Origin of the sequence: Asticcacaulis taihuensis (assembly GCF_900100255.1) — a bacterium.
Taxonomy (GTDB): Bacteria; Pseudomonadota; Alphaproteobacteria; order Caulobacterales; family Caulobacteraceae; genus Asticcacaulis; species Asticcacaulis taihuensis.
Window position 1 is genome coordinate 1 of sequence record NZ_FMTS01000006.1, and the last position, 23,381, is coordinate 23,381.

25 protein-coding genes are annotated in these 23,381 nt (G+C 60.3%); 13 read left to right on the forward strand and 12 right to left on the reverse strand.

Going from position 1 to position 23,381, the window contains the following annotated elements:
• Positions 1-271: 271 nt before the first annotated feature.
• Together dnaJ and dnaK are read right to left on the reverse strand one after the other, a co-directional pair.
• Positions 272-1,450, reverse strand: coding sequence for a molecular chaperone DnaJ (gene dnaJ, locus BLO49_RS13875; protein WP_090649763.1), 1,179 nt, complete (start codon positions 1,448-1,450; stop codon positions 272-274).
• Positions 1,451-1,631: 181 nt separating this feature from the next.
• The gene (dnaK, locus tag BLO49_RS13880; RefSeq protein WP_090649765.1) at positions 1,632-3,536 is read right to left on the reverse strand and encodes a molecular chaperone DnaK; all 1,905 of its coding nucleotides are present in this window, start codon (positions 3,534-3,536) and stop codon (positions 1,632-1,634) included.
• A gap of 473 nt (positions 3,537-4,009) precedes the next feature.
• Here dnaK and BLO49_RS13885 point away from each other — a divergent pair, with 473 nt between their 5' ends.
• The 3 genes from BLO49_RS13885 (at position 4,010) to BLO49_RS13900 (ending at position 6,325) form a co-directional block, all read left to right on the forward strand.
• A complete protein-coding gene (locus tag BLO49_RS13885) occupies positions 4,010-4,900 on the forward strand; it encodes a hypothetical protein (protein WP_090649767.1) in 891 nt (296 codons plus the stop codon).
• A gap of 317 nt (positions 4,901-5,217) precedes the next feature.
• Positions 5,218-5,736: a hypothetical protein gene (locus BLO49_RS13895; RefSeq protein ID WP_090649769.1), complete on the forward strand. Its 519-nt coding sequence runs from the start codon at positions 5,218-5,220 to the stop codon at positions 5,734-5,736.
• A gap of 226 nt (positions 5,737-5,962) precedes the next feature.
• The gene (locus BLO49_RS13900) at positions 5,963-6,325 is read left to right on the forward strand and encodes a nuclear transport factor 2 family protein (RefSeq protein ID WP_090649771.1); all 363 of its coding nucleotides are present in this window, start codon (positions 5,963-5,965) and stop codon (positions 6,323-6,325) included.
• A gap of 24 nt (positions 6,326-6,349) precedes the next feature.
• Here the strand turns inward: BLO49_RS13900 and BLO49_RS13905 are convergent, their stop codons facing one another.
• The 3 genes from BLO49_RS13905 to BLO49_RS13915 form a co-directional block, all read right to left on the reverse strand.
• Complete coding sequence (locus tag BLO49_RS13905; protein ID WP_220083753.1) at positions 6,350-6,526, reverse strand: hypothetical protein; 177 nt, start codon at positions 6,524-6,526, stop codon at positions 6,350-6,352.
• A gap of 23 nt (positions 6,527-6,549) precedes the next feature.
• A complete protein-coding gene (locus BLO49_RS13910; RefSeq protein ID WP_090649775.1) occupies positions 6,550-7,293 on the reverse strand; it encodes a VOC family protein in 744 nt (247 codons plus the stop codon).
• A 64-nt stretch (positions 7,294-7,357) separates the two neighbouring features.
• On the reverse strand, positions 7,358-7,696 hold the full coding sequence (locus BLO49_RS13915) for a DUF2147 domain-containing protein (RefSeq protein ID WP_090649776.1): 339 nt from the start codon (positions 7,694-7,696) through the stop codon (positions 7,358-7,360).
• 243 nt (positions 7,697-7,939) lie between these two features.
• On the opposite strand from BLO49_RS13915, the gene BLO49_RS13920 reads away from it, so the two are divergent.
• Positions 7,940-9,244, forward strand: coding sequence for an OmpP1/FadL family transporter (locus BLO49_RS13920; RefSeq protein WP_090649778.1), 1,305 nt, complete (start codon positions 7,940-7,942; stop codon positions 9,242-9,244).
• Between the two features lie 53 nt (positions 9,245-9,297).
• Here the strand turns inward: BLO49_RS13920 and BLO49_RS13925 are convergent, their stop codons facing one another.
• The 3 genes from BLO49_RS13925 to BLO49_RS13935 all read right to left on the reverse strand — a co-directional run bounded on the left by BLO49_RS13925 (position 9,298) and on the right by BLO49_RS13935 (position 12,199).
• Positions 9,298-10,350 (reverse strand): lysozyme inhibitor LprI family protein, encoded by a 1,053-nt coding sequence (locus BLO49_RS13925; RefSeq protein ID WP_090649780.1) that lies wholly within the window; start codon positions 10,348-10,350, stop codon positions 9,298-9,300.
• 64 nt (positions 10,351-10,414) lie between these two features.
• Positions 10,415-10,753 (reverse strand): hypothetical protein, encoded by a 339-nt coding sequence (locus tag BLO49_RS13930; protein WP_090649781.1) that lies wholly within the window; start codon positions 10,751-10,753, stop codon positions 10,415-10,417.
• Between the two features lie 75 nt (positions 10,754-10,828).
• Positions 10,829-12,199, reverse strand: a complete 1,371-nt coding sequence (locus BLO49_RS13935) for a M28 family metallopeptidase (RefSeq protein WP_090649783.1) — start codon at positions 12,197-12,199, stop codon at positions 10,829-10,831.
• A gap of 325 nt (positions 12,200-12,524) precedes the next feature.
• On the opposite strand from BLO49_RS13935, the gene rnk reads away from it, so the two are divergent.
• Positions 12,525-12,935 carry a nucleoside diphosphate kinase regulator gene (rnk, locus tag BLO49_RS13940; RefSeq protein WP_090650150.1) on the forward strand — a complete coding sequence of 137 codons (411 nt, stop codon included), beginning with the start codon at positions 12,525-12,527 and terminating at the stop codon, positions 12,933-12,935.
• Positions 12,936-13,131: 196 nt separating this feature from the next.
• Here the strand turns inward: rnk and grpE are convergent, their stop codons facing one another.
• Positions 13,132-13,737: a nucleotide exchange factor GrpE gene (gene grpE, locus BLO49_RS13945; RefSeq protein WP_090649784.1), complete on the reverse strand. Its 606-nt coding sequence runs from the start codon at positions 13,735-13,737 to the stop codon at positions 13,132-13,134.
• Between the two features lie 34 nt (positions 13,738-13,771).
• Positions 13,772-14,845, reverse strand: a complete 1,074-nt coding sequence (gene hrcA / locus BLO49_RS13950; protein ID WP_090649786.1) for a heat-inducible transcriptional repressor HrcA — start codon at positions 14,843-14,845, stop codon at positions 13,772-13,774.
• Positions 14,846-14,967: 122 nt separating this feature from the next.
• Between hrcA and BLO49_RS13955 the strand changes: the two genes are divergently transcribed.
• Both BLO49_RS13955 and rph read left to right on the forward strand, forming a co-directional pair.
• On the forward strand, positions 14,968-15,321 hold the full coding sequence (locus tag BLO49_RS13955; protein WP_090649788.1) for a hypothetical protein: 354 nt from the start codon (positions 14,968-14,970) through the stop codon (positions 15,319-15,321).
• A gap of 415 nt (positions 15,322-15,736) precedes the next feature.
• Positions 15,737-16,456 carry a ribonuclease PH gene (rph, locus tag BLO49_RS13965; RefSeq protein ID WP_139159709.1) on the forward strand — a complete coding sequence of 240 codons (720 nt, stop codon included), beginning with the start codon at positions 15,737-15,739 and terminating at the stop codon, positions 16,454-16,456.
• Positions 16,457-16,616: 160 nt separating this feature from the next.
• On the opposite strand, the gene BLO49_RS13970 is transcribed toward rph, so the two are convergent.
• Positions 16,617-16,829, reverse strand: coding sequence for a helix-turn-helix domain-containing protein (locus BLO49_RS13970; protein ID WP_090649793.1), 213 nt, complete (start codon positions 16,827-16,829; stop codon positions 16,617-16,619).
• A gap of 55 nt (positions 16,830-16,884) precedes the next feature.
• Positions 16,885-17,406: a DUF2975 domain-containing protein gene (locus tag BLO49_RS13975; RefSeq protein WP_090649794.1), complete on the reverse strand. Its 522-nt coding sequence runs from the start codon at positions 17,404-17,406 to the stop codon at positions 16,885-16,887.
• 103 nt (positions 17,407-17,509) lie between these two features.
• Between BLO49_RS13975 and rdgB the strand changes: the two genes are divergently transcribed.
• From rdgB to BLO49_RS14005, 6 genes are all read left to right on the forward strand, one after another.
• The gene (gene rdgB, locus BLO49_RS13980; protein WP_090649796.1) at positions 17,510-18,121 is read left to right on the forward strand and encodes an RdgB/HAM1 family non-canonical purine NTP pyrophosphatase; all 612 of its coding nucleotides are present in this window, start codon (positions 17,510-17,512) and stop codon (positions 18,119-18,121) included.
• Between the two features lie 38 nt (positions 18,122-18,159).
• The gene (gene hemW, locus BLO49_RS13985) at positions 18,160-19,302 is read left to right on the forward strand and encodes a radical SAM family heme chaperone HemW (protein WP_090649798.1); all 1,143 of its coding nucleotides are present in this window, start codon (positions 18,160-18,162) and stop codon (positions 19,300-19,302) included.
• A 4-nt stretch (positions 19,303-19,306) separates the two neighbouring features.
• A complete protein-coding gene (gene rsmI / locus BLO49_RS13990) occupies positions 19,307-20,173 on the forward strand; it encodes a 16S rRNA (cytidine(1402)-2'-O)-methyltransferase (RefSeq protein ID WP_090649799.1) in 867 nt (288 codons plus the stop codon).
• The gene (locus BLO49_RS13995) at positions 20,166-20,543 is read left to right on the forward strand and encodes a YraN family protein (protein ID WP_090649800.1); all 378 of its coding nucleotides are present in this window, start codon (positions 20,166-20,168) and stop codon (positions 20,541-20,543) included. The genes rsmI and BLO49_RS13995 overlap by 8 nt, the downstream gene beginning before the upstream one ends.
• Positions 20,544-20,600: 57 nt before the next feature.
• Positions 20,601-21,554 carry a glutathione synthase gene (gene gshB / locus BLO49_RS14000; RefSeq protein WP_090649802.1) on the forward strand — a complete coding sequence of 318 codons (954 nt, stop codon included), beginning with the start codon at positions 20,601-20,603 and terminating at the stop codon, positions 21,552-21,554.
• A 203-nt stretch (positions 21,555-21,757) separates the two neighbouring features.
• Positions 21,758-23,317, forward strand: coding sequence for a YifB family Mg chelatase-like AAA ATPase (locus tag BLO49_RS14005; protein ID WP_090649804.1), 1,560 nt, complete (start codon positions 21,758-21,760; stop codon positions 23,315-23,317).
• The last annotated feature ends 64 nt before the right edge of the window (positions 23,318-23,381 follow it).

A 23,381-nucleotide genomic window follows, 5' to 3' on the forward strand; every position in this document is an offset into this window, starting at 1 on the left:
CGCCAGGAAACTACTGACACAGATCAACGCCATGATCAGAGATAACAGGCCGTGGACTGAACAAAAAACTTGACTAATAACACAGTCGCTCCCCAGTAAAGGTATAAGAAGGCGAGCTTTATACCTCCCCGGCTATGCCGGGGAGGGGGACCGACGCGCTCTTGCGCGTTGGTGGTGGGGTTTCTTTGCTAAAATAAAATCCCGCCGGAGAGGCTCCGGCAGGATTTCAAACTCAGATAACTTGTGGGTGCAGGGTCCGCGACCCTGCCCCTTATTGCGCCGCTGCGCCGGTGATATCGTCCCAGAAGCGCCTGGCCTTGTGCATGAAGCCCTGTGACTGCGCATAGGTCTGTTCCTCGGAAATCTGGGCGAATTCCTTCATCAATTCCTTCTGGCGGGCGGTCAGGTGTTTCGGCGTCTCGATGAAAAGTTCGACAATCAGGTCGCCCTTCTTCTTGGAATTGAGCACCGGCATCCCGCGTTCCCTGATCTTGACCTTGTGGCCGGTCTGGGCGCCTTCGGGGATTTCGATCTGGAGCTTGCACTGGCCGTCACAGCCTTCACCACCCATCAGGCAGGGCACGTCCAGCTCGCCGCCGAGAATAGCCGTCGTCATCGGCACCGGTATCGAACAGTGCAGGTCGGCGCCATCGCGCTCAAAGATATCGTGTTCGGCCACAGTCAGGAAAATATAGAGGTCACCCTTCGGCCCGCCGCGCGTGCCCGCCTGGCCCTCGCCCTTCAGCAGGATGCGCGCGCCATCATCGACGCCGGCCGGGATGCGGACCTTCAAGTCCTTGTTCTGGCGCACCTGGCCGTGGCCGCGGCATTCGGTGCAGGGATCCTTGATCGTCTGGCCCTGGCCGTTACAGGTCGGGCAGGTGCGCTCCACGGCAAAGAAACCGTTCGAAGCGCGTACGCGGCCCTGACCGCCGCAGGTTGAGCAGGTGACCGGCTTGGTGCCAGCCTTGGCGCCGGAGCCATGACAGACCTCGCAGGTCATGGTCGTCGGGATGGTGATCTCGACCTCGGCGCCCTTATAGGCTTGTTCCAGCGTGATTTCGTAATCGGCGCGCACATCCGGGCCGCGCTGCGCACCCTGAGGCCCGCGGCGCTGCTGCTGACCAAAGATATCGCCGAACATTTCCGAGAAGATGTCCTCGACGTTCGAGAAGCCTGCGCCACCGAAGCCGCCGCCGCCAAAACCACCACCGGCGCTCTGGCCATTCACACCGGCATGACCGTAGCGATCATAGGCCGCGCGCTTCTGCGCATCCGAAAGGACGCTGTACGCTTCGTTGACTTCCTTGAAGCGCGCTTCGGCTCCATCGTCACCGTGATTGCGGTCCGGATGGTGCTCCATGGCCTTCTTGCGGAAGGCCGATTTGAGGACCACCTCATCGACCGTGCGCTCAACGCCCAGCACTTCGTAATAACAACGCTTGCTCATACTGCTTGCCCCGATATCAGCCACATCGTCCACGCATCGCGCGGGCGAACGGCTTCATCTGTCCAGTTTGTTTGGGAAATTAGAAGGAAAGGCGGCAAGGAGTCAAACCTTGCCGCCCCGTCCGTGCGGGATGCGGCCGCGATACCCGTATCAAGGTCAGCCGTCGCATCCATGTGAGGTCTTAGCCTCGCTTTTGGTCGTCGCCGTCGACTTCCTCGAAATCGGCATCGACCACATTGTCATCGGCGGCAGCCGAAGGCTCTTCGCCACCTTCGCCGGCCTGTTGCGCGGCGTACATGGCTTCACCGAGCTTCATCGAGGCGGTCATCAGGGCCTGATGCTTGGCCTTGATGTCTTCCACATCTTCACCGTCCTTGGCCGTTTTCAGGTCAGCAATGGCGGTCTCCACGGCGGTCTTGTCTTCCGCTGAGACCTTGTCGCCAAAGTCCTTCACGGCCTTTTCGGTCGAGTGGATCAGGGCGTCGGCCTGGTTGCGGGCTTCGATGAGGGCCTTGCGCTTCTCATCCTCGGCCTTGTTGGCTTCGGCGTTCTTGATCATTTCCTCGATGTCGGCATCGGAGAGACCGCCATTGGCCTGGATGCGGATCGAGTGCTCCTTGTTGGTCGCCTTGTCCTTGGCGTGGACATTGACGATGCCGTTGGCGTCGATATCGAAGGTGACTTCGATCTGCGGCACGCCGCGCGGCGCCGGCGGAATGCCGACCAGGTCGAACTGACCCAGCAGCTTGTTATCGGCGGCCATCGGGCGCTCGCCCTGGAAGCAGCGGATCGTCACGGCCGACTGGTTGTCGTCGGCGGTCGAGAAGGTCTGCGACTTCTTGGTCGGGATCGTGGTGTTGCGTTCGATCAGCGGGGTGAACACACCACCCAGGGTCTCGATGCCGAGCGTCAGCGGGGTCACGTCCAGCAGCAGCACGTCCTTGACATCGCCTTGCAGAACGCCGGCCTGGATGGCGGCGCCCAGCGCCACGACTTCATCCGGGTTGACGCCCTTGTGCGGTTCGCGGCCGAAGATGTTCTTCACGGCTTCGACGACCTTCGGCATACGGGTCATGCCGCCGACGAGAACGACTTCATCGATATCCGACGCCTTCAGGCCGGCGTCCTTCAGCGCCTGCTGGCAGGGGCCAACGGTCTTCTGGATCAGGTCTTCAACCAGGCTTTCCAGCTTGGCGCGGGTCAGCTTCAGGTTCAGGTGCAGCGGGCCGGACGCGTTCATCGAGATGAAAGGCAGGTTCAGGTCGTATTGCGCAACCGTCGACAGTTCCTTCTTGGCCTTTTCCGCTTCTTCCTTGAGGCGTTGCAGGGCCAGCTTGTCGGAACGCAGGTCGACGCCGTTTTCCTTCTTGAACTCGTCGGCCAGGTAATCCACGACACGCATGTCGAAGTCTTCACCACCCAGGAAGGTGTCGCCGTTGGTCGACTTCACTTCAAACACGCCGTCACCGATTTCGAGCACCGAGACGTCGAACGTACCACCACCGAGGTCGTAAACGGCGATCTTCTTGCCGTCGTTCTTGTCCAGACCGTAGGCCAGGGCGGCCGCGGTCGGCTCGTTGATGATGCGCAGCACTTCCAGACCGGCGATCTTACCGGCGTCCTTGGTGGCCTGACGCTGGGCGTCGTTGAAATAGGCCGGAACCGTGATGACGGCCTGGGTGACGGTTTCGCCCAGATAGGCTTCGGCGTCTTCCTTCAGCTTGGTCAGGATAAAGGCAGAGATCTGTTGCGGCGAATAGTCCTTGCCGTGGGCCTTGACCCAGGCGTCGCCGTTGGGGCCCTTGGAGATTTCGTAAGGGACCATGCCCTTGTCCTTCTGGACCATCGGGTCGGAATAGTTGCGGCCGATCAGGCGCTTGATGGCGAAGAAGGTGTTGGACGGGTTGGTGACGGCCTGACGCTTGGCGGGCTGGCCGATCAGACGCTCCGAGTCGTCGACAATGGCGACGACGGACGGCGTGGTGCGCACGCCTTCGGCGTTTTCGATCACCTTGGGATTCTTGCCGTCCATGACGGCGACGCAGGAATTGGTCGTGCCGAGGTCGATACCGATAATTTTAGCCATGGATTTCAATCTGCTCCGTTGAGGCGAATGGGTTTTGGCGGCCTTATGAAAGAGAAGCGCCGCGATTGTCCATCCCCGTTAAGATGAATTAAGGGATTTTTTCAAGCCCCTTCCAAAGAAGGACACCTGAAAGCTGTAGCCGATATGGGAGATTGAAACGCCCCTGCAAGGGTATGGGGCCAAATGCCCCTAAAATTTTTGCGGTAAGGGTGCGAGGCACCCTTAACCCGGCATCGCTACAGCGCGTGTGGCAACCTTCTCCTTATACCTCCCCATCTCCGATGGGGAGGGGGACCGTCCGGCGCAGCCGGAGGGTGGTGGGGTTTCTTACTTGATGCAGTTTCTGAGCTTTAGCTAGGTTACACTTAATGCTGAATATCGCCCCGGAGCGAGGCCCTTCTCGCCCGCGATTGGAATAAAATTCCGACGTCATATAACAAACGACTGCGGTATCGGCGCGGTTCGAGATTAAAATGTTTGATGACAATTTAAAGTCGAGAAGCTACCGTCAGTTTATGGAACGGGGCGAACAATTTATTCGGTTAACTTTGGACTGTGACGATCCGATTGAACTGCGAGATTTCGTATGTTCATTTACGGCATTAGGCGCTGAGTACGACCGATTTATGAAAGAGAAGCATCCAGAGATATCTGGAGACTCATCTCTCTACGTTAAGCAAGTTCGCGCAGGTTCCGTGATAGCCGACCTGATACCGTGGATGCTTGACCCTTCTCACATGTTAATTGCTAGTGTGGGAGCCGTGGTTGCCGTCGGTGGCATAGTTTCGGCAATAAACTCTATGGATGAGTTTCTTGAGCGCCTGAACAATCGCATATCTCCATATTTAAAAAAACGTGGCAGGGCCCCAGACGCGACAAAATCAGAGCTGACCCACTACGAGCATTTACTTGCCATTCCCGCAAATAATAGCGGGGCAAGCGTAAAAGTCGCCTCAATGGAGAGAATAACCGATAGCGAGACTATTCGTGTCTCTATCGAGTACGACACCACACAAGCCAGAGAAATCCAGCAGCGGCTGGTGGAGCATAAGGCGGAATTGGCTCATTTGAGCCGAGCCGATCATGAGCGCGTTTTGATGCAATTTACAGAAACAAATACAACGCAGGTGAAAACCGGAAAACCAACTGGTCACAAGGTTAGGATCGGGAAAATCAGCCAAGATCCAAGGAAGGTTTTTTACGCCACCGATTTAGTAAAAGCTAAAATTGAGCATGAGATTAAGGAAGCGGAAGATAATATCTACAAGAAAGTATTCGATGTAGATGTGAACGTTGAAAATCTAAATGGTCGCCCTTACGCCTATCGCATCACGGCCATACATGGCGTTGAAAACGAAGATTAATCCCGCGAGTTTACCTCTTTTTCGTCAATACTGATTGCAGCGAGCTTTTCTACAAACTGCGCGTAAGTGACATCCTTGCGCGTCAATTTAGTTACTCTCCTCCCCTGTAGCGCAGCGTACGGGGGAGGTGGCAGCGCGAGGCTCGAAGAGCCGGTGTCGCTGACGGAGGGGGCCAACAGCGATGTCAGAAACGCCCCCTCCGTCGCGGACTTTCGCCGCGCCATCTTCCTCACAACGAAGTTGCCGCTGCGCTACGCTTGCAAGGGAGGAGAGTGTGATCTTATCCCCGCTGCCAAAAACCGCGCCATCATTCCCTGATGGAGACCTCTGACGACATCGCCGCCGACCTCTCGCCGCTCGAACATCGGCGGGCAGCGCTGCGCGCTTTGTCCGACGAGATCATGGAAACCATCAAGACCCTGCCCAAGCCGCAATCCTGGCTGGAGGGCGACCGCGCCATGCGCTGCCTCGGCACCGCCGATCGCGTCACGGTCCAGTTGTTCACCAAGGTCAAGGCACACGCGCCGCGCCCGGTAACGCCTGCTCGCGCGCCCGTACCCGTCCACGCCTCCGAACCGGAAGCGCCCTTCGTCTATCGTTACGACGATGACGGCGTTGAGGACACTGCGGAAACCGATGATGGCGCCGTGCTCGATGCCGCGCTTGACGATATGGAAGCCCTGCTCGACGCCCTGGATCGCGGCGAGACCCCGGCGCCGGCCAAACCGCCCGCGAAACCCACACCGACCAGCCGCGACACGCCCTATCACAATCTGGCCCAGACCTTCGCCCATGGCCGCGACCTGCTCACGCAACTGGCCACCGCCCCTCCATAAAAAAATCCTCCCCTCTTGGAGGGGAGGTGGCGCGGCGTAAGTCCGCGACGGAGGGGTAATAACCGGCCCGCCTTTACTTGTGACCGCCGATATGATTCAATATGACCAGTACCCCGCGTACAGTATTGTGTGTTCATAACCGGCGGTGACAAGCACCCGGATTATTGACGACAGACAGTTTGCCGCCAGCTTTCGGTGTGCGCCGCCTCTACAGAGGTGAAACATCATGAAAAGTGCAAATGTTGAGTTACTGAAGAGTCTCTATGCGGCCTTCGGACGGGGCGACATGCCCACGGTCCTGGCCGGCATGTCGCCGAAAATCGTGTGGAATGAGGCGGAGCATAATCCCTATGCCGACCGTAATCCCTACATCGGGCCGGATGCCGTTCTGAAAGGCGTTTTTACCCGTCTGAACAATGACTGGGACAATTACCACCTGGATATAGAATCCGTTCTTGATGCCGGCGACCGGCTGGTGGCGCTCGGCCGGTATTCGGCGCGGTTCAAGGCCACGGCCTTCCAGCAATATACCGACACAATGGCCTTCGCCACGGCCATGAACCTTAAGCCCGCCCACCAGCCGGCTTAAGCGAACGCAACAGAGGAGAGGCTGTTACGGGTCTTTCGACTGCACGCTCAGATGCTCGACCGTCAGCGTCTCCACCGACAGCTTCTCGATACGCGCTTCCAGAATGCGCAGCCGCCCGATCGCCACCGCTCCCACGGCAATGGCGCCGATGGCGAACGCCCCAAGCGCAACCGCACCGACCGCCACTGCGCCCGCTGTCACATTGCCTCGCCTTGTCAGATGCGTCACGGACGCGAGCCCAGCATACCGAACATGGCGCCTTGCGGATCACTGGCCGTCACCGCCCACATGCCGCCGGGCACCTCCATCGGCGGCACCAGAATCGCACCGCCGCCGGAGGTCACGCGCCCCACCGCGGCATCGATATCACCGACATTGAAATAGAACAGCCAGGCCTGCTGCGGCAGCGGATTATTCATCATGCCGCCGGTCTGGACACCGCCCGACGTGAACACCTGATAGGTGCCAGCGGGCCCCATATCCATGGCCACGTCCTTCACCCAGCCGAAACGGCCGGCGTAGAAATCGAACGCCTTTTCCCAGTCCTTGCCGTGATATTCGTTCCAGCCGCAATGGCCCATGTCCGAGCTGAAAGCCTGGCTCTCGCCTTCGCCGGTCGGGGCCATGACATAGATCGCCGCGCCCTGCGGGTCAGCCACCATGGCCATGCGGCCGACTCCGGGCAGATCATTGGCGGGCCACAAAACCTTGCCGCCGGCAGTCTCAAAAGCGGTGACCTGCGCATCGACATCGGCCACATTGACATAGCCGAACCAGGCCGGGGGCATACCGGCATCCGGGGCCTTCATCATGCCGCCCACGCCTTCGCCATCAGCGGTGATCCGGCGGTAATCCATGCCGGGGGTTTCGCTGGCCAGCACCTTCCAGCCGACGACATCGCTGTAAAAGCCGATCGCGGCGTCGAGATCCTGGGTAATCAGTTCGTACCAGATAAAACGGCTGTCCATGGCATCCTCCACGTCTTGACCGCTGCATCATGAACCCGCGCCGGCCAGAAAGAGTCAGCAGGTGTTAAAGCCGTGTCCACACCTGCGACTTGCAGAAAACCTTGAGCACGCAGCCCTGGAGCTTGAGATTATTGCCGGTCACCGCCGCAGAGCCATCATAGGTCTTGTCGTCCTTCGGATCAGTAATCTGGCCGTTATAAAGCCCGCCATTACCTTTCAGGTGGCCGATTTCCTTGCCGGCGTAAGGGCCGTTGATGAGCTTGATGCAGAACCCTTCAGCGCAGGGCGCGATATGGGCGGTATCGCCCTTCATCGTTTTCCAGTCGCCTTCGATCGGCTCCGCGGCGATGGCCGAACCGGTCCACATCGCCAGAACGCCCACCAGTAAAATTTTACGAATCACGGCTGTTCTCCACTTTGTTTCCTGTCGCCTACTTGCGTTAAGGCAGGTCGGCATGGCCAGTTTCTGCCCGCTTGACGTGAACGTAACCTCCTCCTGACGAGAATGTCAAATTTATTACACTCTCGAAAAAGTTGACACGGACGTCAACAAATCTCTTGACGTGAACGTAAGCGTAATGTGTAGCTAGGGGCAACGGCGTCTGAGAAGCGCCAGCCGAGTACAGTTTTACAGGAGCAAACGCACGTGACTGCTTTTCCGATCAAGGCCCTTATCGCCGCCTCCACGCTCGCCCTGATGGCGGGCGCTACCACCGCCGCCCATGCTGGCGGCTTCTATCTGCAAGACCTTTCGGCCAAGCAGGCCGGCAATGCCTATTCCGGCGCCGTCAGCGCCCAGGGCGCCGACGCCCTGTGGTGGAACCCGGCCGCCATTGCCGGCTCGACCACGAAGGAGCTATCCTTCGGCGCCGCCTATATCGCCCCCAAGGGCAATGTCGATGATGCCGGCACGATCATCGTCCGTCCGGGCCAGGCCCCAGCCTCGGTCGGCGGCAACCCCTCGGCCAAGAACCCGATCTCGAACGGCGTCCTGCCCAATGGCTCCTTCTCCATGCCGCTCAATGACCGCGTCGCCATCGGGGTTACGGTCACCGCGCCCTTCTCGTTTGAGACCAATTACGACGCCGATAGCTGGGCACGCTATGATGCCGATAAGACCCGCCTGACCACGGTCGATATCCAACCGGTCGTCGCCTTCACGGTCAATGACTGGCTGAGCCTCGGCGTCGGCCTCAATGCCGAATACACCAAGGCGACGCTGAACAACGCCCTGCCGAACCTCTCGCCCCTACTGCCGGATGGCGCCCAGACGCTGGAAGGCGACGGCTGGAATTACGGCTATACGATCGGCGCTCAGGCGCATCATGACAAGGTCACGGTCGGCCTGAGCTACAAGTCAGCCATCAAGCACGAACTAAGCGGTGACCTGACGATTTCCGGCCTGCTCGGCCCGATTGCCGGCTCCAACGGTACGGTCAGCAATCTCAAGGCTGATTTCAGCACACCGTCGCAAACCATGCTGGGCGTGACCCTGCAGGCCACTGACAAGCTGGCCCTGCACGCCCAGGTGATCAGCTTCGGCTGGAGCGAATTTGACTACATCACCATCACCGGCTCGGTGAACCAGGCCATTCCGGAAGACTACCGCGACACGGTCAGCCTAGCGATCGGCGGCGATTATGTGCTCAATGACAAGTGGACGGTCCGCGCCGGCATCCAGTCCGACCAGACCCCCACCCGTGACGGCCACCGCGACGCCCGCGTGCCGGACGCCGACCGCATCGATTACGCCGTGGGCACCAGCTATCAGGTGACGCCGAGCTTCGCCATCGATGCCGCCTTCACCTATGTCGCCTTCGACAAGAGTGCGCTCAGCACCACCACCGCCGCCTATGCCGGCACCGCCGTCCAGACCCCGATCATCGTCAAGGGCACCCTGAACGACGCCAGCGCCAGCGTCTTCTCGATCGGCGGCCACTTCACCTTCTAAGCCGTCTCGGACTGCACATAAGTCTAAGGGAGCGTCGCGTGGCGCTCCCTTTTCTATTCCCCGCAGCCGTTATAGATACTGGCGCTCAATGCGCCGATAGCGGTCTGGGCATCCACCGCCGCCACCTCCGGCGCCAGCCTGTAGGCACGAATGTAATAACCGGTCAGCACCTTCACCGCCACGGCGCCCGCCGCCGCGCGGGCAGGCGGCAGGTCTTCACTTAAGCTGTCCTTCCAGATATCGTCACGGTGCAGCCGCACAACGGTCAGCATTTTCTGGGAATCACGGAAAACCGAAAAGCGGATCGTGCCGTCGCAGTCACCGACATCCTGCCAGGCGTGGTCGGCGAAGGTTTCCAGTTCCGGCACCGGCGGCAGCATAGCGTCGCAATCGGAATCCGGCACCATGCTGTCCAGCATCCCGCCGTAATAGGCGCCGAGCGCCTCGATCAGGCCCGGCCGGCGCAGCAGCGCATCGCACGGCATGGGCATGATATCCCCCGCCGCCATATCGGCGACCACGAAATAGGCACTGAACCCCTTGTCGGAAGCCACGACCTCTTCCGGCGTCATGGATTTTACGTTTTCGTCGTCAGACTGTTCTTGAGCGTTTTCCACCAGCGCCCCCACCACCTGCCGGCGTCTGGCGTCATCGCGGATCGTGACATATTGGTAGAGCGCGACATAGAGCAGCGCCAGTTTCGGATATTCGCGCTTCAGGATCGCCAACGAGTCATCCGGGTCACGAAAAAGCGTCGCCACGGCCAGTTCACCCAGCCGCGCCCGGTAGGCGCTGCTCAGGCATGTGTCGGAAGGGCCATAGCGCGTATCGGCACAGTCACGGTTCCGGTTCGCCAGCCAGGCTTTCTGCAGCGCAGCCTGTCCGGAAGGGCCTGTATTGAACAGGTCGATTTTCGACCGCGCATAAAGCCTGGCCAGGTCACGGTCCTGTTGCGACAGCCCCTTATCCTTGCAGATGATTGCTTCCAGTGCGGAGGGATGGGCGCAACTGAAGCTCGGCCCCGTCTCGGCGGCTTTCGCCTGTCCGAAACCGGCAACCAGAAACAGAATAGATAAGATAAATACCCCTGGAACCCAAATCCGCATATCATCCCCCTCTGCCGAGTCACAGGGAAACGCGAAAAGGGGAGCGCGGTCAAGATATCGCGTCTCAGTCCTTCATCCGGCCCCAGGATTCATCGTAATCGGCCTTTTCGCCGATATCCTCCGCTTTTGCATTGATCAGGCGCGCCGTTTTTCTGAAGTCGGTCTCGGCTTCTTTGCGCAGGCCCGCCGCCTTGTCGCCGAAGCGCTTTTCCCAGGCCGGCGCATAGGTCAGGGTGATCAGATACCCGGCCCGGCGATAAAGTTCAGTCAGCCGCTCACGGTCATGCGCGTGTTTGATATCATCGCGGATTTCACCGAATATCTTGTCGATATCAGTCTTGTTCTCGACATGACCATATTTCACGTCATTATCGTCTTTTGGTTTTTCAGCGGTCTTGACCATGATGGCCTCCTGATCCTCTCCCCTCCCGGCGGAGTCTCCGCGCCGGAAGGTAAGAAAGCAATCAGGAACCTGTGCCTATTGAGGCTTGCCGCCCGGCTTCCATTCCGGCCTGAAATCACTGTTCACCAGGTATTTCACCGGCACGATCAGCGACTGGATCGCCTGGGTCATGAAGGGCAGGTCGAGATGGGCGATGTCATCGGTCTTGTCGTGATAGGTCGGCGTCACCGCCCAGCCAGAAATGGTGTGGGCGACAATGCCCTTCAGCGCCAGAGAGTAGTTATCCGAGCGCTCGAAGAAATGCTGGTCCGGATAGGGATCGGAGGTCACTTTCGCGCCCTTGGCTTTCAGGGTCTCGCCCAGGTTTGAGCGCTCGAAACCAGTCATCATCAGTTCGCCCTTCGCCATTTTCGGATCCTGCGCCCCGATCATCTCGAATTCGAGATTGGCGACAATTTTTTCGAGCGGAACGGGTGGATGTTCGCCAAAATATGTCGAGCCCAGCCCGCCGATTTCTTCCGCGCCATAGGCGACAAACAGGATGCCGCGCCTGGGCTTTTTCCCGGCGGCCAGAGCATGGGCCACTTCCAGCACCGCCACAGTGCCCGAGGCATCGTCATTGGCGCCGTGCATGATGGTCCCGTCCGGTTGCACACCCAGGTGATCGAGGTGCGCCGTCACCAGGATCAGGCCCGCCGATGGGTCGCTGCCTTCGAGATAGCCGATGGCATTGGTGGTGAGGCTCCGTTCCAGCGTGGCGCCGCCGAGATCAAGCGTAACCGCCTGACCATTGGCGGCGGTCACCTGAGCGAAAGCCGCATCGGACAGGGCGATCAGGTCCGGACGCGCGCCGCCCATGCCATTCTGGCCGCTGTCCAGTTGCGGCGCGGTGCCGGTCTGGCCGCCAAAACGTTTCAGCAGGGCGCGGCTGTCATCGCTTTCGCGCACGATCAACAGCTTCACGCCCTTGCTACGGGCGGCGCGCCACCAGCCAGAAAGCGGCGTCTTACCCGAATTGCTGATCAGCAGGATATCCCCGGCGGGCAGATTGGCAATATCATCGGCAGGCACCACGGCCAGGTTGCCGGATACCGGCTTGCCACTGGAATAAAGTAAAGTCAGGCCATCATCTTCACTAACCCTGGCGGCGCCGGCATTCAGCACCGCATGGCCCGTCAGCCTCGGCGTCACCACCCCAGCGGTTTGCAGATAGCCATCCATGCCCGGTGCCGGCATCAACCCATAGCTCTGGAACTGCGCCGCCACATAGGCCGCCGCGATGGCTTCGTCAGGCGAGGCGCTCTTGCGGCCGCGCAGGGCATCCGAGGCCAGAAAGGCTTCATGCGCTGCCACCCATTCCGGTTTTACCGTCCAGGGCCTAGCCACCGCCGCGGAAGAGACAAAGACCAGCAGACTGGCGGCGACGGCAAGACGATGTTTCAACATGGAGGCCCCTTCAAATGAGACCACCAGTGTTAGTTACAGCCGCAAGCATCGTCAAGCCGCGCCAAGCTTGACTTTCCGGTCCACGGACCTACCTTAGGCTTATGATTATCCGCGCCCGGCTCACGCTTGTTCGTTCACTCAAAGGGAATCCTGTCACAGGGTCCTAGCCCGAGGCTCGGCCCTGCGCCCTCCGAGCTTCGGGGGCGCCCTTTTATGCAGATGACCGGAGCTTAATCCGCCTGGCCATCTTCACCGGCACACACATCCTGAATGTTCCTTTCGCCCGTGGTGAAATCCGCCTCCGGGCGCTCTTGTGTATGAAATCATGTCCCAGACCCATATCCAATCACCCAGGCATATCCGCCTGCCCGCTATCCTGATCGGCGAAGACGATCTCGACGCCCTGCACCGGCTGGCCGATCAGGCGCGCGGCCATCTGGCCGCCGCTGCCGAACAGTTGCTGACCGAACTGGAACGCGCCCGTATCGTGACTCAGGACAAACTGCCGCCGGAAACGGTGCGGATGGGCTCCCATGTCACCTTCACCACGGAAGACGGCCTGAGCCGAACAGCCGAACTGGTCTTCCCGGACCGGGCTGATATTGCCGCTGACCGTATCTCGATCCTGACGCCGGTCGGCGCCGCCTTGATCGGCGTTTCCGTCGGCCAGACCATTGACTGGCAATCGCCCGATGGCCGACGCCGCAGCCTGACCGTAACCGCCGTTAGTGGCTGAAAGCCTATGGTTAAGCCGGTTTTAAGCTACCAGATATAGCGGTGAACAAACAGGTAACCTGACGATGTCAGTGATTCGTCGCTGATTCGTTTCCGTGCCGTTCGGCATTCGCCCTGAAACCTGTTTACTTTTGACATGGCGCAAAAAAACCCCCGCCGGAAACCGGCGGGGGTTTAATGTCCATACGGACTGTAACCTACTCAGCCTGGGTATCGACCTTATGCTCGCCTTCCGCGGCGCCGCTGTCATAGCCATTCTTCACCGGCGCCGCCGCCGACTTGGCGGCCACCGCCACCATGGCCGGACGGATCACGCGACCGAACAGCTCGTAACCGGCCTGCATCACCATGATGACACCGCCACCCTCGACCTCGGTCGAGGGCTGTTCCATCACCGCCTGGTGCAGGTTGGGATCAAACTTCTCGCCCTTCAGCGGGTTAATCTTTTTAACGCCGTTCTTCTCAAATGCGCCGGCCAGTTCCTTTTCAGTCATGTCGATGCCGGCCACGAAGTTCTTGAAGGCCGGATCGGCGATATCGGCCGGCACGGAACCGAGCGCGCGTTGCAGCACGTCGGCGACATTCAGCAGGCTGGTGGCGAATTTCTGGATGCCGTAGGCGCGCGCGTCATTGCCTTCGCGTTCGGCGCGGCGCTTGATGTTCTCGACCTCGGCGGCGTAACGCAGGGCCTGTTCCTTCAGGGCGGCGTTCTCGGCGGTCAGCTTTTCCAGCTCGGCATTGAGCAGCGCCGTCGCGTCCTGCTCCAGTTCGTTACCGTCTTCGTTCTCGATTTCATCACTCATAATTCAGTCCTCATAATCTCTTTTTGGTCGCCCCTTACTCAAGCAGGCGGCCCAGAATCCGGGCGGTGTAGTCCACAAGTGGGATGATGCGCGCATAATTCAACCGGGCGGGCCCGATCACGCCGATCGCACCCATCACCTTCGCCGCGCCCTTTTGCGGGGACACCATATAGGGCGCTGCAATAACAGCCGAACCCGATAAAGAAAACAGTTTCGATTCCGATCCGATGAAAATTCGCACCCCTTGCGCGTCTTTCACGTCATCCAGCAGGTCGATCAGCTCTTCCTTCTGCTCCAGATCCTCGAAGAGCGACCGCACCCGCTCCAGGTCTTCCAGGCTCTGGGTCGCTTCCAGCAGATTGGCGCGGCCGCGCACGATCAGGGCGCGCTTTTCCTTGTCCCCGCCCGACCAGACGGCCAGACCTTCCTCGATCAGCCGCGCGGCGGCCTCGTCCAGCCGCTGGCGTTCGGCCTCCAGTTCGGCCTTGAGTTCCACGCGCGCTTCGGAAAGCGTGCGGCCCTTGAGGTGGCTGTTGAGATAGTTCGATGCCTCGGCCAGCACCGAAGGCGTCATGCCGGGCGCCAGAGGCATCAGGCGGTTTTCCACCCGGCCGTCATCAAAGACCAGCACGGTCAGGGCCTGTTCGGCGGAAAGGGCGATAAATTCGACGTGTTTGACCCCGGCCTCGAAGGAGGGCGTCATCACGACGCCCGCGCCGCCGGCGAGGCCCGAAAGCATCTGGCTGGCCTCGCGCAGCGCTTGGTCAAAGGTCTGACCGCGACCGGTCAGCCGGGCCTCGATATCGCGTTTGGCCACTTCGCCGATATCGCCGATCTCCAGCAGGCCGTCGACAAACAGCCGCAGGCCCTGATGGGTCGGCATCCGGCCGGAGGAGGTATGCGGTGCGGAGAGCAGACCCAGATGCGCCAGGTCCTGCATGGTGTTGCGGATCGAGGCCGGCGACAGGTGGACGCCGCCTTTGGAGACGGTGCGCGACCCGACCGGCTCGCCGGTTTCCAGATAGGTCTCGACCACATGGCGGAAGATATCACGGGCGCGCTGATCCAGTTCGCTTAAGGACGCGCTGGAATTCATCAGGCCGGTCATGTGCGGGGAGTGTTTCACCCCCTCAGTTTAGCAAAGCCTGAGCCCCCGCGCCAAGCCTTATTAACCGCCACAATTGTGCCATAAATGAAGCCAAATCTGGCAGGCGAAAGAAGGAGTCTGTCATGCGCCCGGTATGTTTCGCCTGCATCATGATACTAGGTCAGGCCGCCACCACGGCGGCGTTGGCCGAGAACTACACCTACGCACCGCCGGCCTCACCGGCCGTGACCGAAGCCCTGCAAACGCCGGCAAAGACGTCCGCCGCCTATGCCGATCTTAAAAAACAAGGCAATCTGGCGGCCGTCGATACCACGCCCGGCCTGATCCGCCCGGCCACGCGCATTGCCGAATGGACCTCGCATGACGACGACCATCGCGGCTTCGCCTGCGCCGATAAAAAGTGCAAGACGGTCACGCCGGTCTATAATACCCGCACGCCGCTGGAGCAGGAACAAAACCGCTACGGTTCGGAATGATGAAACACATCCTTGTTGTCGTCGGGCTTCTGGCCGCGGCGGGTCTTGCCGCCTGCGTTGATATAAATGCGCTGCCTTCGCCATCGCCTCACGGAGACCTCGGCAGGACCGATGCTCCGCAGAATGGTCGCGGCAACGATCCAATGGCGCAAACTATGCCCGCCAAAAAGGTGATACCGCCTGGCCAGACCTCCGGCGTCTATAAGGGACAGCCCTATGTTTGTGCCACCTCATCATGCAAGGTGGCCATACCTGTTCCTTACCCGCCACCACCTAGCGAAAAGAAAAAATAGAGTCTCGCTACTTTTATTACGGTATCGGCGTTCCCATAGCGGTCGCTTTCCTGTACGGGCAGGGCATTATCCTCATGAGGCCCCGCATGTCGCACTTTGACGCCCTTTCCGCGCTGAAAACCATCCGCCCATCCAACCGCAAGCCCGACCAGATGCGCGCCGTGACTCTGGAAACCGGCGTGACGCGCTATGCCGAGGGTTCGTGCCTCGTCACCTTTGGCCACACGAAGGTACTGGTCACGGCCTCGCTGGAACAGGGCGTGCCGGGCTTCCTGAAAGGCAAGGGCCAGGGCTGGGTGACGGCCGAATACGGTATGTTGCCGCGCTCGACCCACACCCGTTCGCGCCGCGAAGCCGCCGCCGGCAAGCAATCGGGCCGCACCCAGGAAATCCAGCGCCTGATCGGCCGCTCCATGCGCGCCATCATCGACCTCAAGGCCCTTGGCGAACGCCAGATCACACTGGATTGCGACGTACTCCAGGCCGATGGCGGCACCCGTACCGCCTCTATCACCGGCGCCTGGGTGGCGCTGGCCATGGCCTGCAACAAGCTGGTGGCCGACAAGGTGCTGGAAAAATCGCCGATCCTCGATCAGGTGGCCGCCATTTCGTGCGGTATCTTTGAAAACACCCCGGTGCTCGATCTCGATTATGATGAGGATTCCAACGCCGAAACCGACGCCAATTTCGTCATCACCGGCAATCTGGAAGCGGTCGAAATCCAGGCCACGGGTGAAAAGCGCGGCTTCTCACGCGACGAGTTCAACGCGCTGTATGATCTTGGTATCAAGGGTGCGAAAGAGCTTTTCGAGCTCCAGAACGCGGCCTTGGCGGCAAAATAAGTTTAGCAAGAAACCCCGCCACCATTTCGCTGCGCTCATGGTCCCCCTCCCCGGCATAGCCGGGGGAGGTACAGGAATAGAGGGGCCTTGTCCTTCTTATACCTCCCCGACTTGTCGGGGAGGGGGACCGCGCCGAAGGCGTGGTGGTGGGGGTTCTTACTTACTCAGAGTCTTCCGCCGCATATTCGATCAGGTCACCGGGTTGGCAGCCCAGCGCCCGGCACAGGCAATCCAGTGTCCGAAGACGCAGGGCCAGCGCCTGTTGATCACGCAGGATTTCGAGATCGCGCACACTGAGGCCCGTGCGGTCGGACAATTCGACGATAGACAGTCGTTTGCGGGCCAGGACTTCCGCCAGTTTAAGTTTAATCATCCAAAGCTCCTTAGGAAAAGTGGCTTCCACTTTTCCGTAAAAAGGGGCGTCTTGCTCATATGGTGCGGTCCACTTCCTGGCGCAGGCGGGCACCTTCCTTGAAGACCTCCGCCAACACGAAAACCACCAGAACGGCAAACCAGGTCGTCACCGCGCGCAGGCCGTAGATCGGTTCAAAATGCAGGTGAAACACCCCCGAGGCCACACCGCGCGCCAGATAACCGAAAACCTCCAGCGCCCCAAGGCCAAAGCCGATCCAGCGCAGGCGGATAGTGTTGTCCGGATGGAAAACATCCCCTTCGGACAGGGTGCGGAAAATCTGCCGCGTCCAGTGGGTGATCAGCAGGTAGCCGGCCAGCGAGGCACCGAACGCCATCAGCATGAAGGCCATCGACCCGGCTGACAAGCTGGCATCGACATTGAAGCGCCGCACCGCTTCCGCGGCCAGATTGGGCACACTGAGCAGGCAGACCGACAGCGCCACCACCACGGCGATCAGGCTGTAGAGGCCGTAATAGACGACATCGAGCGCCGTCTTCAGCAGGCTGGAAATGGAGCGCGGCCCCAGGAAACGCATGTTTTAGTCCTCGAATTTCCCTTAGTGTTCCATAAGTTCCACATAAAACACAAGTGACCTATTTGTAAGGATGGGTTAGACAGCGTGAAACGAGAGAACCAATATGCCCCTGCACCTGATCCCCGACCAGAAGCTGATCGCCGCCACGCATAATCCTGGCAAGGCTGTGGAAATTTCCGCCATGCTGGAAGGTCGCTATAAGGTCATCACCGCCGGTTCGCTGGGCTTGCCAGAACCACCGGAAACCGAGGTCAGCTTTATCGGCAACGCCATCCTGAAGGCCCGCCATGCCGCTATGAGCGCCGGTATGGTGGCCCTGGCCGACGATTCTGGCCTCAGCATAGAGGCGCTGGATGGCGACCCCGGCATCTATAGCGCCCGCTGGGCCGGACCTTACAAGGATTTCGACCGCGCCATGGAGGTGATCGAGCACAAGATGCGCATCGCCCGCGAAACTGAAAGTAAGACCAGCCTGAATGCCTGGTTCACCTGCGCCCTGGCCGTGGCCTGGCCGGAGGGTCACGCGGCGGTTTTTGAAGGCCGCGTCGATGGCGAGATCGTCTTCCCGAAACGCGGCGACAAGGGCTTTGGCTACGATCCAATCTTCCGGCCGAATGGCTATGACGTCACCTTCGCCGAAATGGACCCCGAAACAAAAGACAAGATCAGCCATCGCCATCTCGCCTTCGAGCAGCTACGGGCGGCACTGTTTTGATTGGCGATAACTTCTCCTCCCCTGCAATAGCGGGGGAGGTGGCGCGCCCAGTCGCGCTGGAGGGGGCAAAACCCCTCTCCCTCTATATCCACTGGCCTTACTGTTCACGCATCTGCCCCTATTGCGATTTCAACGTCACGCGAGATCGCGGCCAGGCCTCGCAGCGCGCGCTTTTCGACGCCATCATGGCCGATATGCGACGGCAGGCGGAAGGCCTGGGCAACCGCCAACTGGCCAGTGTCTTCTTCGGTGGCGGCACGCCTTCGTTACTGCCGCCGGACTGGGTGGCCGAACTGATCGCGCAGGCAGGCGACCTTTTTCCCTATACGGACGATATCGAAATCACGCTGGAAGCCAACCCGACCGACGCCGAGATTTCACGCTACGAAGGCTTCCGCGCCGCCGGCATCAATCGTCTGTCCCTTGGCGTCCAATCCCTGGATGACGCGGCGCTGAAATTCCTTGGCCGCAACCATTCCGCCGCCGAAGCCATCCGCGGTATCGAGACGGCGCAAACCGTTTTTGGTCGTGTTTCGCTCGACCTGATCTATGCCCTGCCGAACCAGACGCTCGATGCCTGGGAGACCGAACTGCGTGCCGCCGCTGCACTCGGTATCGAACATATCTCTCCATACCAACTGACCATCGAACAGACCACGCCGTTCGGTCGCGCCGTTAAACGCAAGCTATGGTCGCCACCCGAAGAAGAACTGGCCGAAAGCTTCTATTTCCGAACGCTCGATGTTCTGGGATCGCTCGGTTTCGAAGCCTATGAGGTCTCCAACCATGCCCGCGGTAAGGCGGCACGTTCGGCGCACAATGTGCTGATCTGGGAAGGCGTTGACTATATGGGCATCGGCCCCGGCGCTCATGGCCGCCTGACGCGGAATGGCGCCCGTACGGCTACGGTCGCCGAAAAGGATCTCAAAACCTACACGGCCGCTGCCGATCCTATCGAGGCTATACCTTTAACGCCTTCCGAAGCCGAGGAAGAAGCCCTGATGCTGGGCCTGCGTCTCACTGAAGGCGTGGCGCTGAATCGCCTGCCCAATCTGCCTATCATCGAGAAAGCCACGCCCCTCATCGAGCAGGGCTTTATGGAGCTGACTGCGGATCGCCTGCGCGCCACCGAAAAGGGCCGTGTGGTGCTGGACCGGCTGCTGTTTGAACTGCTAGGCTGATCTTATGGAATCTCTTTTCGCTCCGCCGCCGCGCGCCGTCTCCCCCGGCCTCTATATCGTCGCCACGCCGATCGGCAATCTGCGCGACATTACTCTGCGCGCGCTCGATATCCTGCGCGCCGCCGATGTGGTGCTGGCCGAGGATACCCGCGTCGCCGGCAAGCTGCTGGCCGCCTATGACCTCAAGAAGAAACTGCTGCGCTATGACGATCATGCCGGCGAAAAAATTCTGCCGGAAATTCTCGACCGGCTGGCGCAGGGCCAGATCATCGCCCAGGTCTCGGATGCCGGCACGCCGCTGATCAACGATCCCGGTTTCCGGCTGGTCAGCGAGGCGCAGAAGGCCGGCGCCAAGGTTCATCCCATACCCGGCGCCTCGGCAGTACTGGCGGCGCTTTGCCTTTCCGGCCTGCCGACCGACCGCTTCCTGTTCGCCGGTTTTCTGCCCAATAAATCCGCAGCCCGGAAAACCTTCCTCAGCGAATTTGCCGCCCAACCGGCGACCCTCGTCATGTTCGAGACCGGCCCACGACTGCACGACTCCCTGACCGATATCCTGAGCGTGCTCGGCGACCGTGAAGCCTGTGTCTGCCGTGAGCTGACCAAGCTGTACGAAACCGCTCATCGCGGCACGCTTTCCGAACTGGTCGCCGATCCGGCCTTGCAGGAGCCTAAGGGAGAGATCGTTCTTGTGATTGCGCCGCCGGCCGAGGCCGCCCCGTCGGCCGAAAATCTCGAAGAGGCGCTGAAACTGGCTCTGGAAAGCTACGCCCCCGCCGATGCCGCCAAACAGCTTTCCGCCATGTTCGGATTACCGCGCAAAATGATCTATCAGAAGGCGCTCGAAATGCAGGGCAAGGCGCGTGGATAAGGCGCTTCGGGGAGCGAAAGCACACAAACGCGGCCATCTGGCCGAATATGTTGCCCTCATCCACCTGATGCTGAAAGGCTACCGCATCCTCGGCTTTCGCCTCAAAATGCCGCAGGGCGAAATCGATATCCTGGCCCAGAAGGGCACGCGCCTGCATCTGGTCGAGGTCAAGCAGCGCCGCAGCCACGAAGAGGCTTTCGAGACCGTCTCCACTATCCAGCAGGAACGCCTGTGGCAGGCCGGACTGGCGCTTCTGGAAAAGAAGCCGCGGCTGCGCAAGCTCGACCTGGTCATCGACCTCTACACGATCGCACCGGGTCAATGGCCGCGCCATCAGATCAACGCTTTTGAAAAGATTGAGCGCTTCTGAACTTGCCATACGCGCTTCCGCGTCTCATATGACGGACAGCATAAAGGAACACCGCTTATGAGCCTGCGCGTCGCCGTCCAGATGGACCCCATCGAAAACATCAATATCGGTGGCGACACCACGTTCCTGCTGATGATGGCAGCGCAGCGGCGCGGTCATACCCTTTGGGTCTATCAACCCGAACATCTGAGCTACGAAGACGGCAAGCCCTTCGCCCGCGCACGCAAGGTCACCTTGCGGGAGGTCAAGGGCGATCATGTCACGCTGGGTGACTATGAAAAGCTCGACCTGTCCGATGATCTCGATGTCATCCTGATGCGTCAGGACCCGCCCTTCGATATCGCCTACATCACCGCCACCTATTTCTTAGAGGCCGTCCATCCGAAAACCCTGGTGGTCAATAACCCGACCAGCGTGCGCGATGCCCCGGAAAAACTGCTGGCGACACGTTTCCCCGGCCTACAGCCGCCGACCCTGATTTCCTCCGATCCGGTGGCCCTGCATGATTTCTTCGAGCGCCACGGCGACTGTATCCTCAAGCCCCTGCACGGTGCAGCAGGCAACGGCATCATCAAGCTCAAGGCCGGCGACCGCAATCTCGACGCCTTGATCGAACTCTTCGGCAATATGAGCCGTGAGCCGGTCATCCTGCAAAAATTCATTCCGGCGGTCAGCGCCGGCGACAAGCGCATCATCCTGATCGATGGTGAAATCGTCGGTGGCATCAATCGTGTGCCGGAAAAAGGCGCCGTACGCTCCAACCTGCGCGTCGGCGGCACGGCCGTACCGCTGGTGCTCACAAATCGTGATCGGGAAATCTGCGAGATACTCAAGCCGGTGCTTAAGGAAAAAGGTCTTATGTTTGTGGGCATTGACGTGATCGGCGATTACCTGACCGAAATCAACGTCACCTCACCCACCGGCGCCGTGCAGCTAAAAGCTTTTGAAGGGGTTGATGCCGGCGAAATTTTGTGGGATCGCATAGCCGAGACGCTCCAGAACCGTGCCTGATAACGAGGCCGGTTTCCCGTCGGTAAATATTAAAATCAACCGCCCGATTTCCCCCTCCGCAAGGCAGGGTTGAGAAAATGCGCATTTGTTCCATTTTTGTTCTTGCTTTGTATTTTTCAACGCACTAGACTGTGGATAATTCCAGTATAGGCGTACCAGATTTTGGCCAGACCATTGGCAAGAGATTAAACGGGGGCAATCACATGCCGGCGCGGATCACCACCGTTGCGTTTGAAGGCGCCGAAGCGCGCCGGGTCGAGGCCGAGGTTGTCCTGACCAATGGGCACATCTCTTTTCATGTGGTCGGACTGGGCGACAAGGCTGTGGCCGAAAGCCGCGAACGGGTGCGTGGCGCCTTTGCCGGCATGGGTTTGAGCCTGCCGGGCAAGCGCATCGTTGCCGCGCTCTCGCCTGCCGACCTGCCCAAGGAAGGCTCGCATTTCGACTTGCCAATCGCGCTCGCCCTGATGACCGTCATGGGCATTATTCCCGAAGACGCCCTGACCAACTATGTCTGCGTCGGCGAACTGATGCTCGATGGCCGCATTGCCGCCATCAGCGGCGCCCTGCCCGCGGCCATCGCCGCCTCGGAGTTCGGCATGGGGCTGATCTGCCCGGCCGATAATGGCGCCGAAGCCGCCTGGGCGGGCGATGTCAATATTCTCGCGCCTGCCTCGCTGATTGCCCTGATCAATCATTTCAAGGGCCATGCCGTGCTCAGTCCGCCGGTGCCAGGCGAGGTGAAGGCATCCGCCAAACCGCTCGATCTCAATGAGGTCAAGGGCCAGGAAGTGCCCAAGCGCGCTCTGGAAATCGCCGCGGCGGGCGGTCATAATCTGCTGTTTGTCGGCCCGCCGGGATCGGGCAAGTCGATGCTGGCCCAGAGACTGCCGGGTATATTGCCGCCCCTGACCTCGCGCGAACTGCTGGAAACCTCTCAGGTCTGGTCTATGGCCGGGCTGATCGCCAAGGGCGAGCTTACCCGTGAACGGCCCTTCCGCGCCCCGCATCATTCGGCCTCGATGGCGGCCCTGACCGGCGGCGGGATGCGCGCCAAGCCGGGCGAGGTCTCCCTGGCGCATAATGGCGTGCTGTTTCTTGATGAACTGCCGGAATTTTCGCCGCAGGCGCTGGATTCGCTGCGCCAACCGCTGGAAACCAATGAAATCATCGTGGCGCGCGCCAATCACCACGTCAAATACCCCGCGCGCGTGCAATTGGTGGCGGCTATGAATCCCTGCCGCTGCGGCTATGGCGGCGTCGGCAAGGGCGCCTGCGGCAAGGCCCCGCGCTGCATCAGGGATTACCAGGGCCGGGTGTCCGGACCGCTGATGGATCGCATCGACCTGCAAATCGATGTTCCGCCGGTCACCGCCATGGACATGGCCCTGCCCGCGCCGGCTGAAGGCTCGAAGGAGGTCGCCGCCCGCGTATCAGCGGCGCGCGAGATCCAGCTCGACCGTGCCCGGCGGCTTGACCTGGCCACAGATAATGGCCTGAACGCCACCGCCTACGGTGCCGGTCTAGAACACATTTGCGCCCTTGACGACAGCGCTAAGGCCCTGCTGACACAGGCCGCGCAGCAGACCGGATTAAGCGCCCGTGGGTGGACCCGCACCCTGCGCCTGGCGCGCACTATTGCCGACCTCGAACAATCCGGCCCGGTACTTCGCCGCCACATCGCAGAAGCCCTGGTCTATCGCCGCACGGCCACCACCGATGACCAGGTTGAGGCGCGAATGCAGGGCCGCGTGGTATCTTAATACTATGTGAATCCCGCATTGGAGCTAACTTAACCTTTTTGATCTAGGCTGGTCTCCTCAGTTA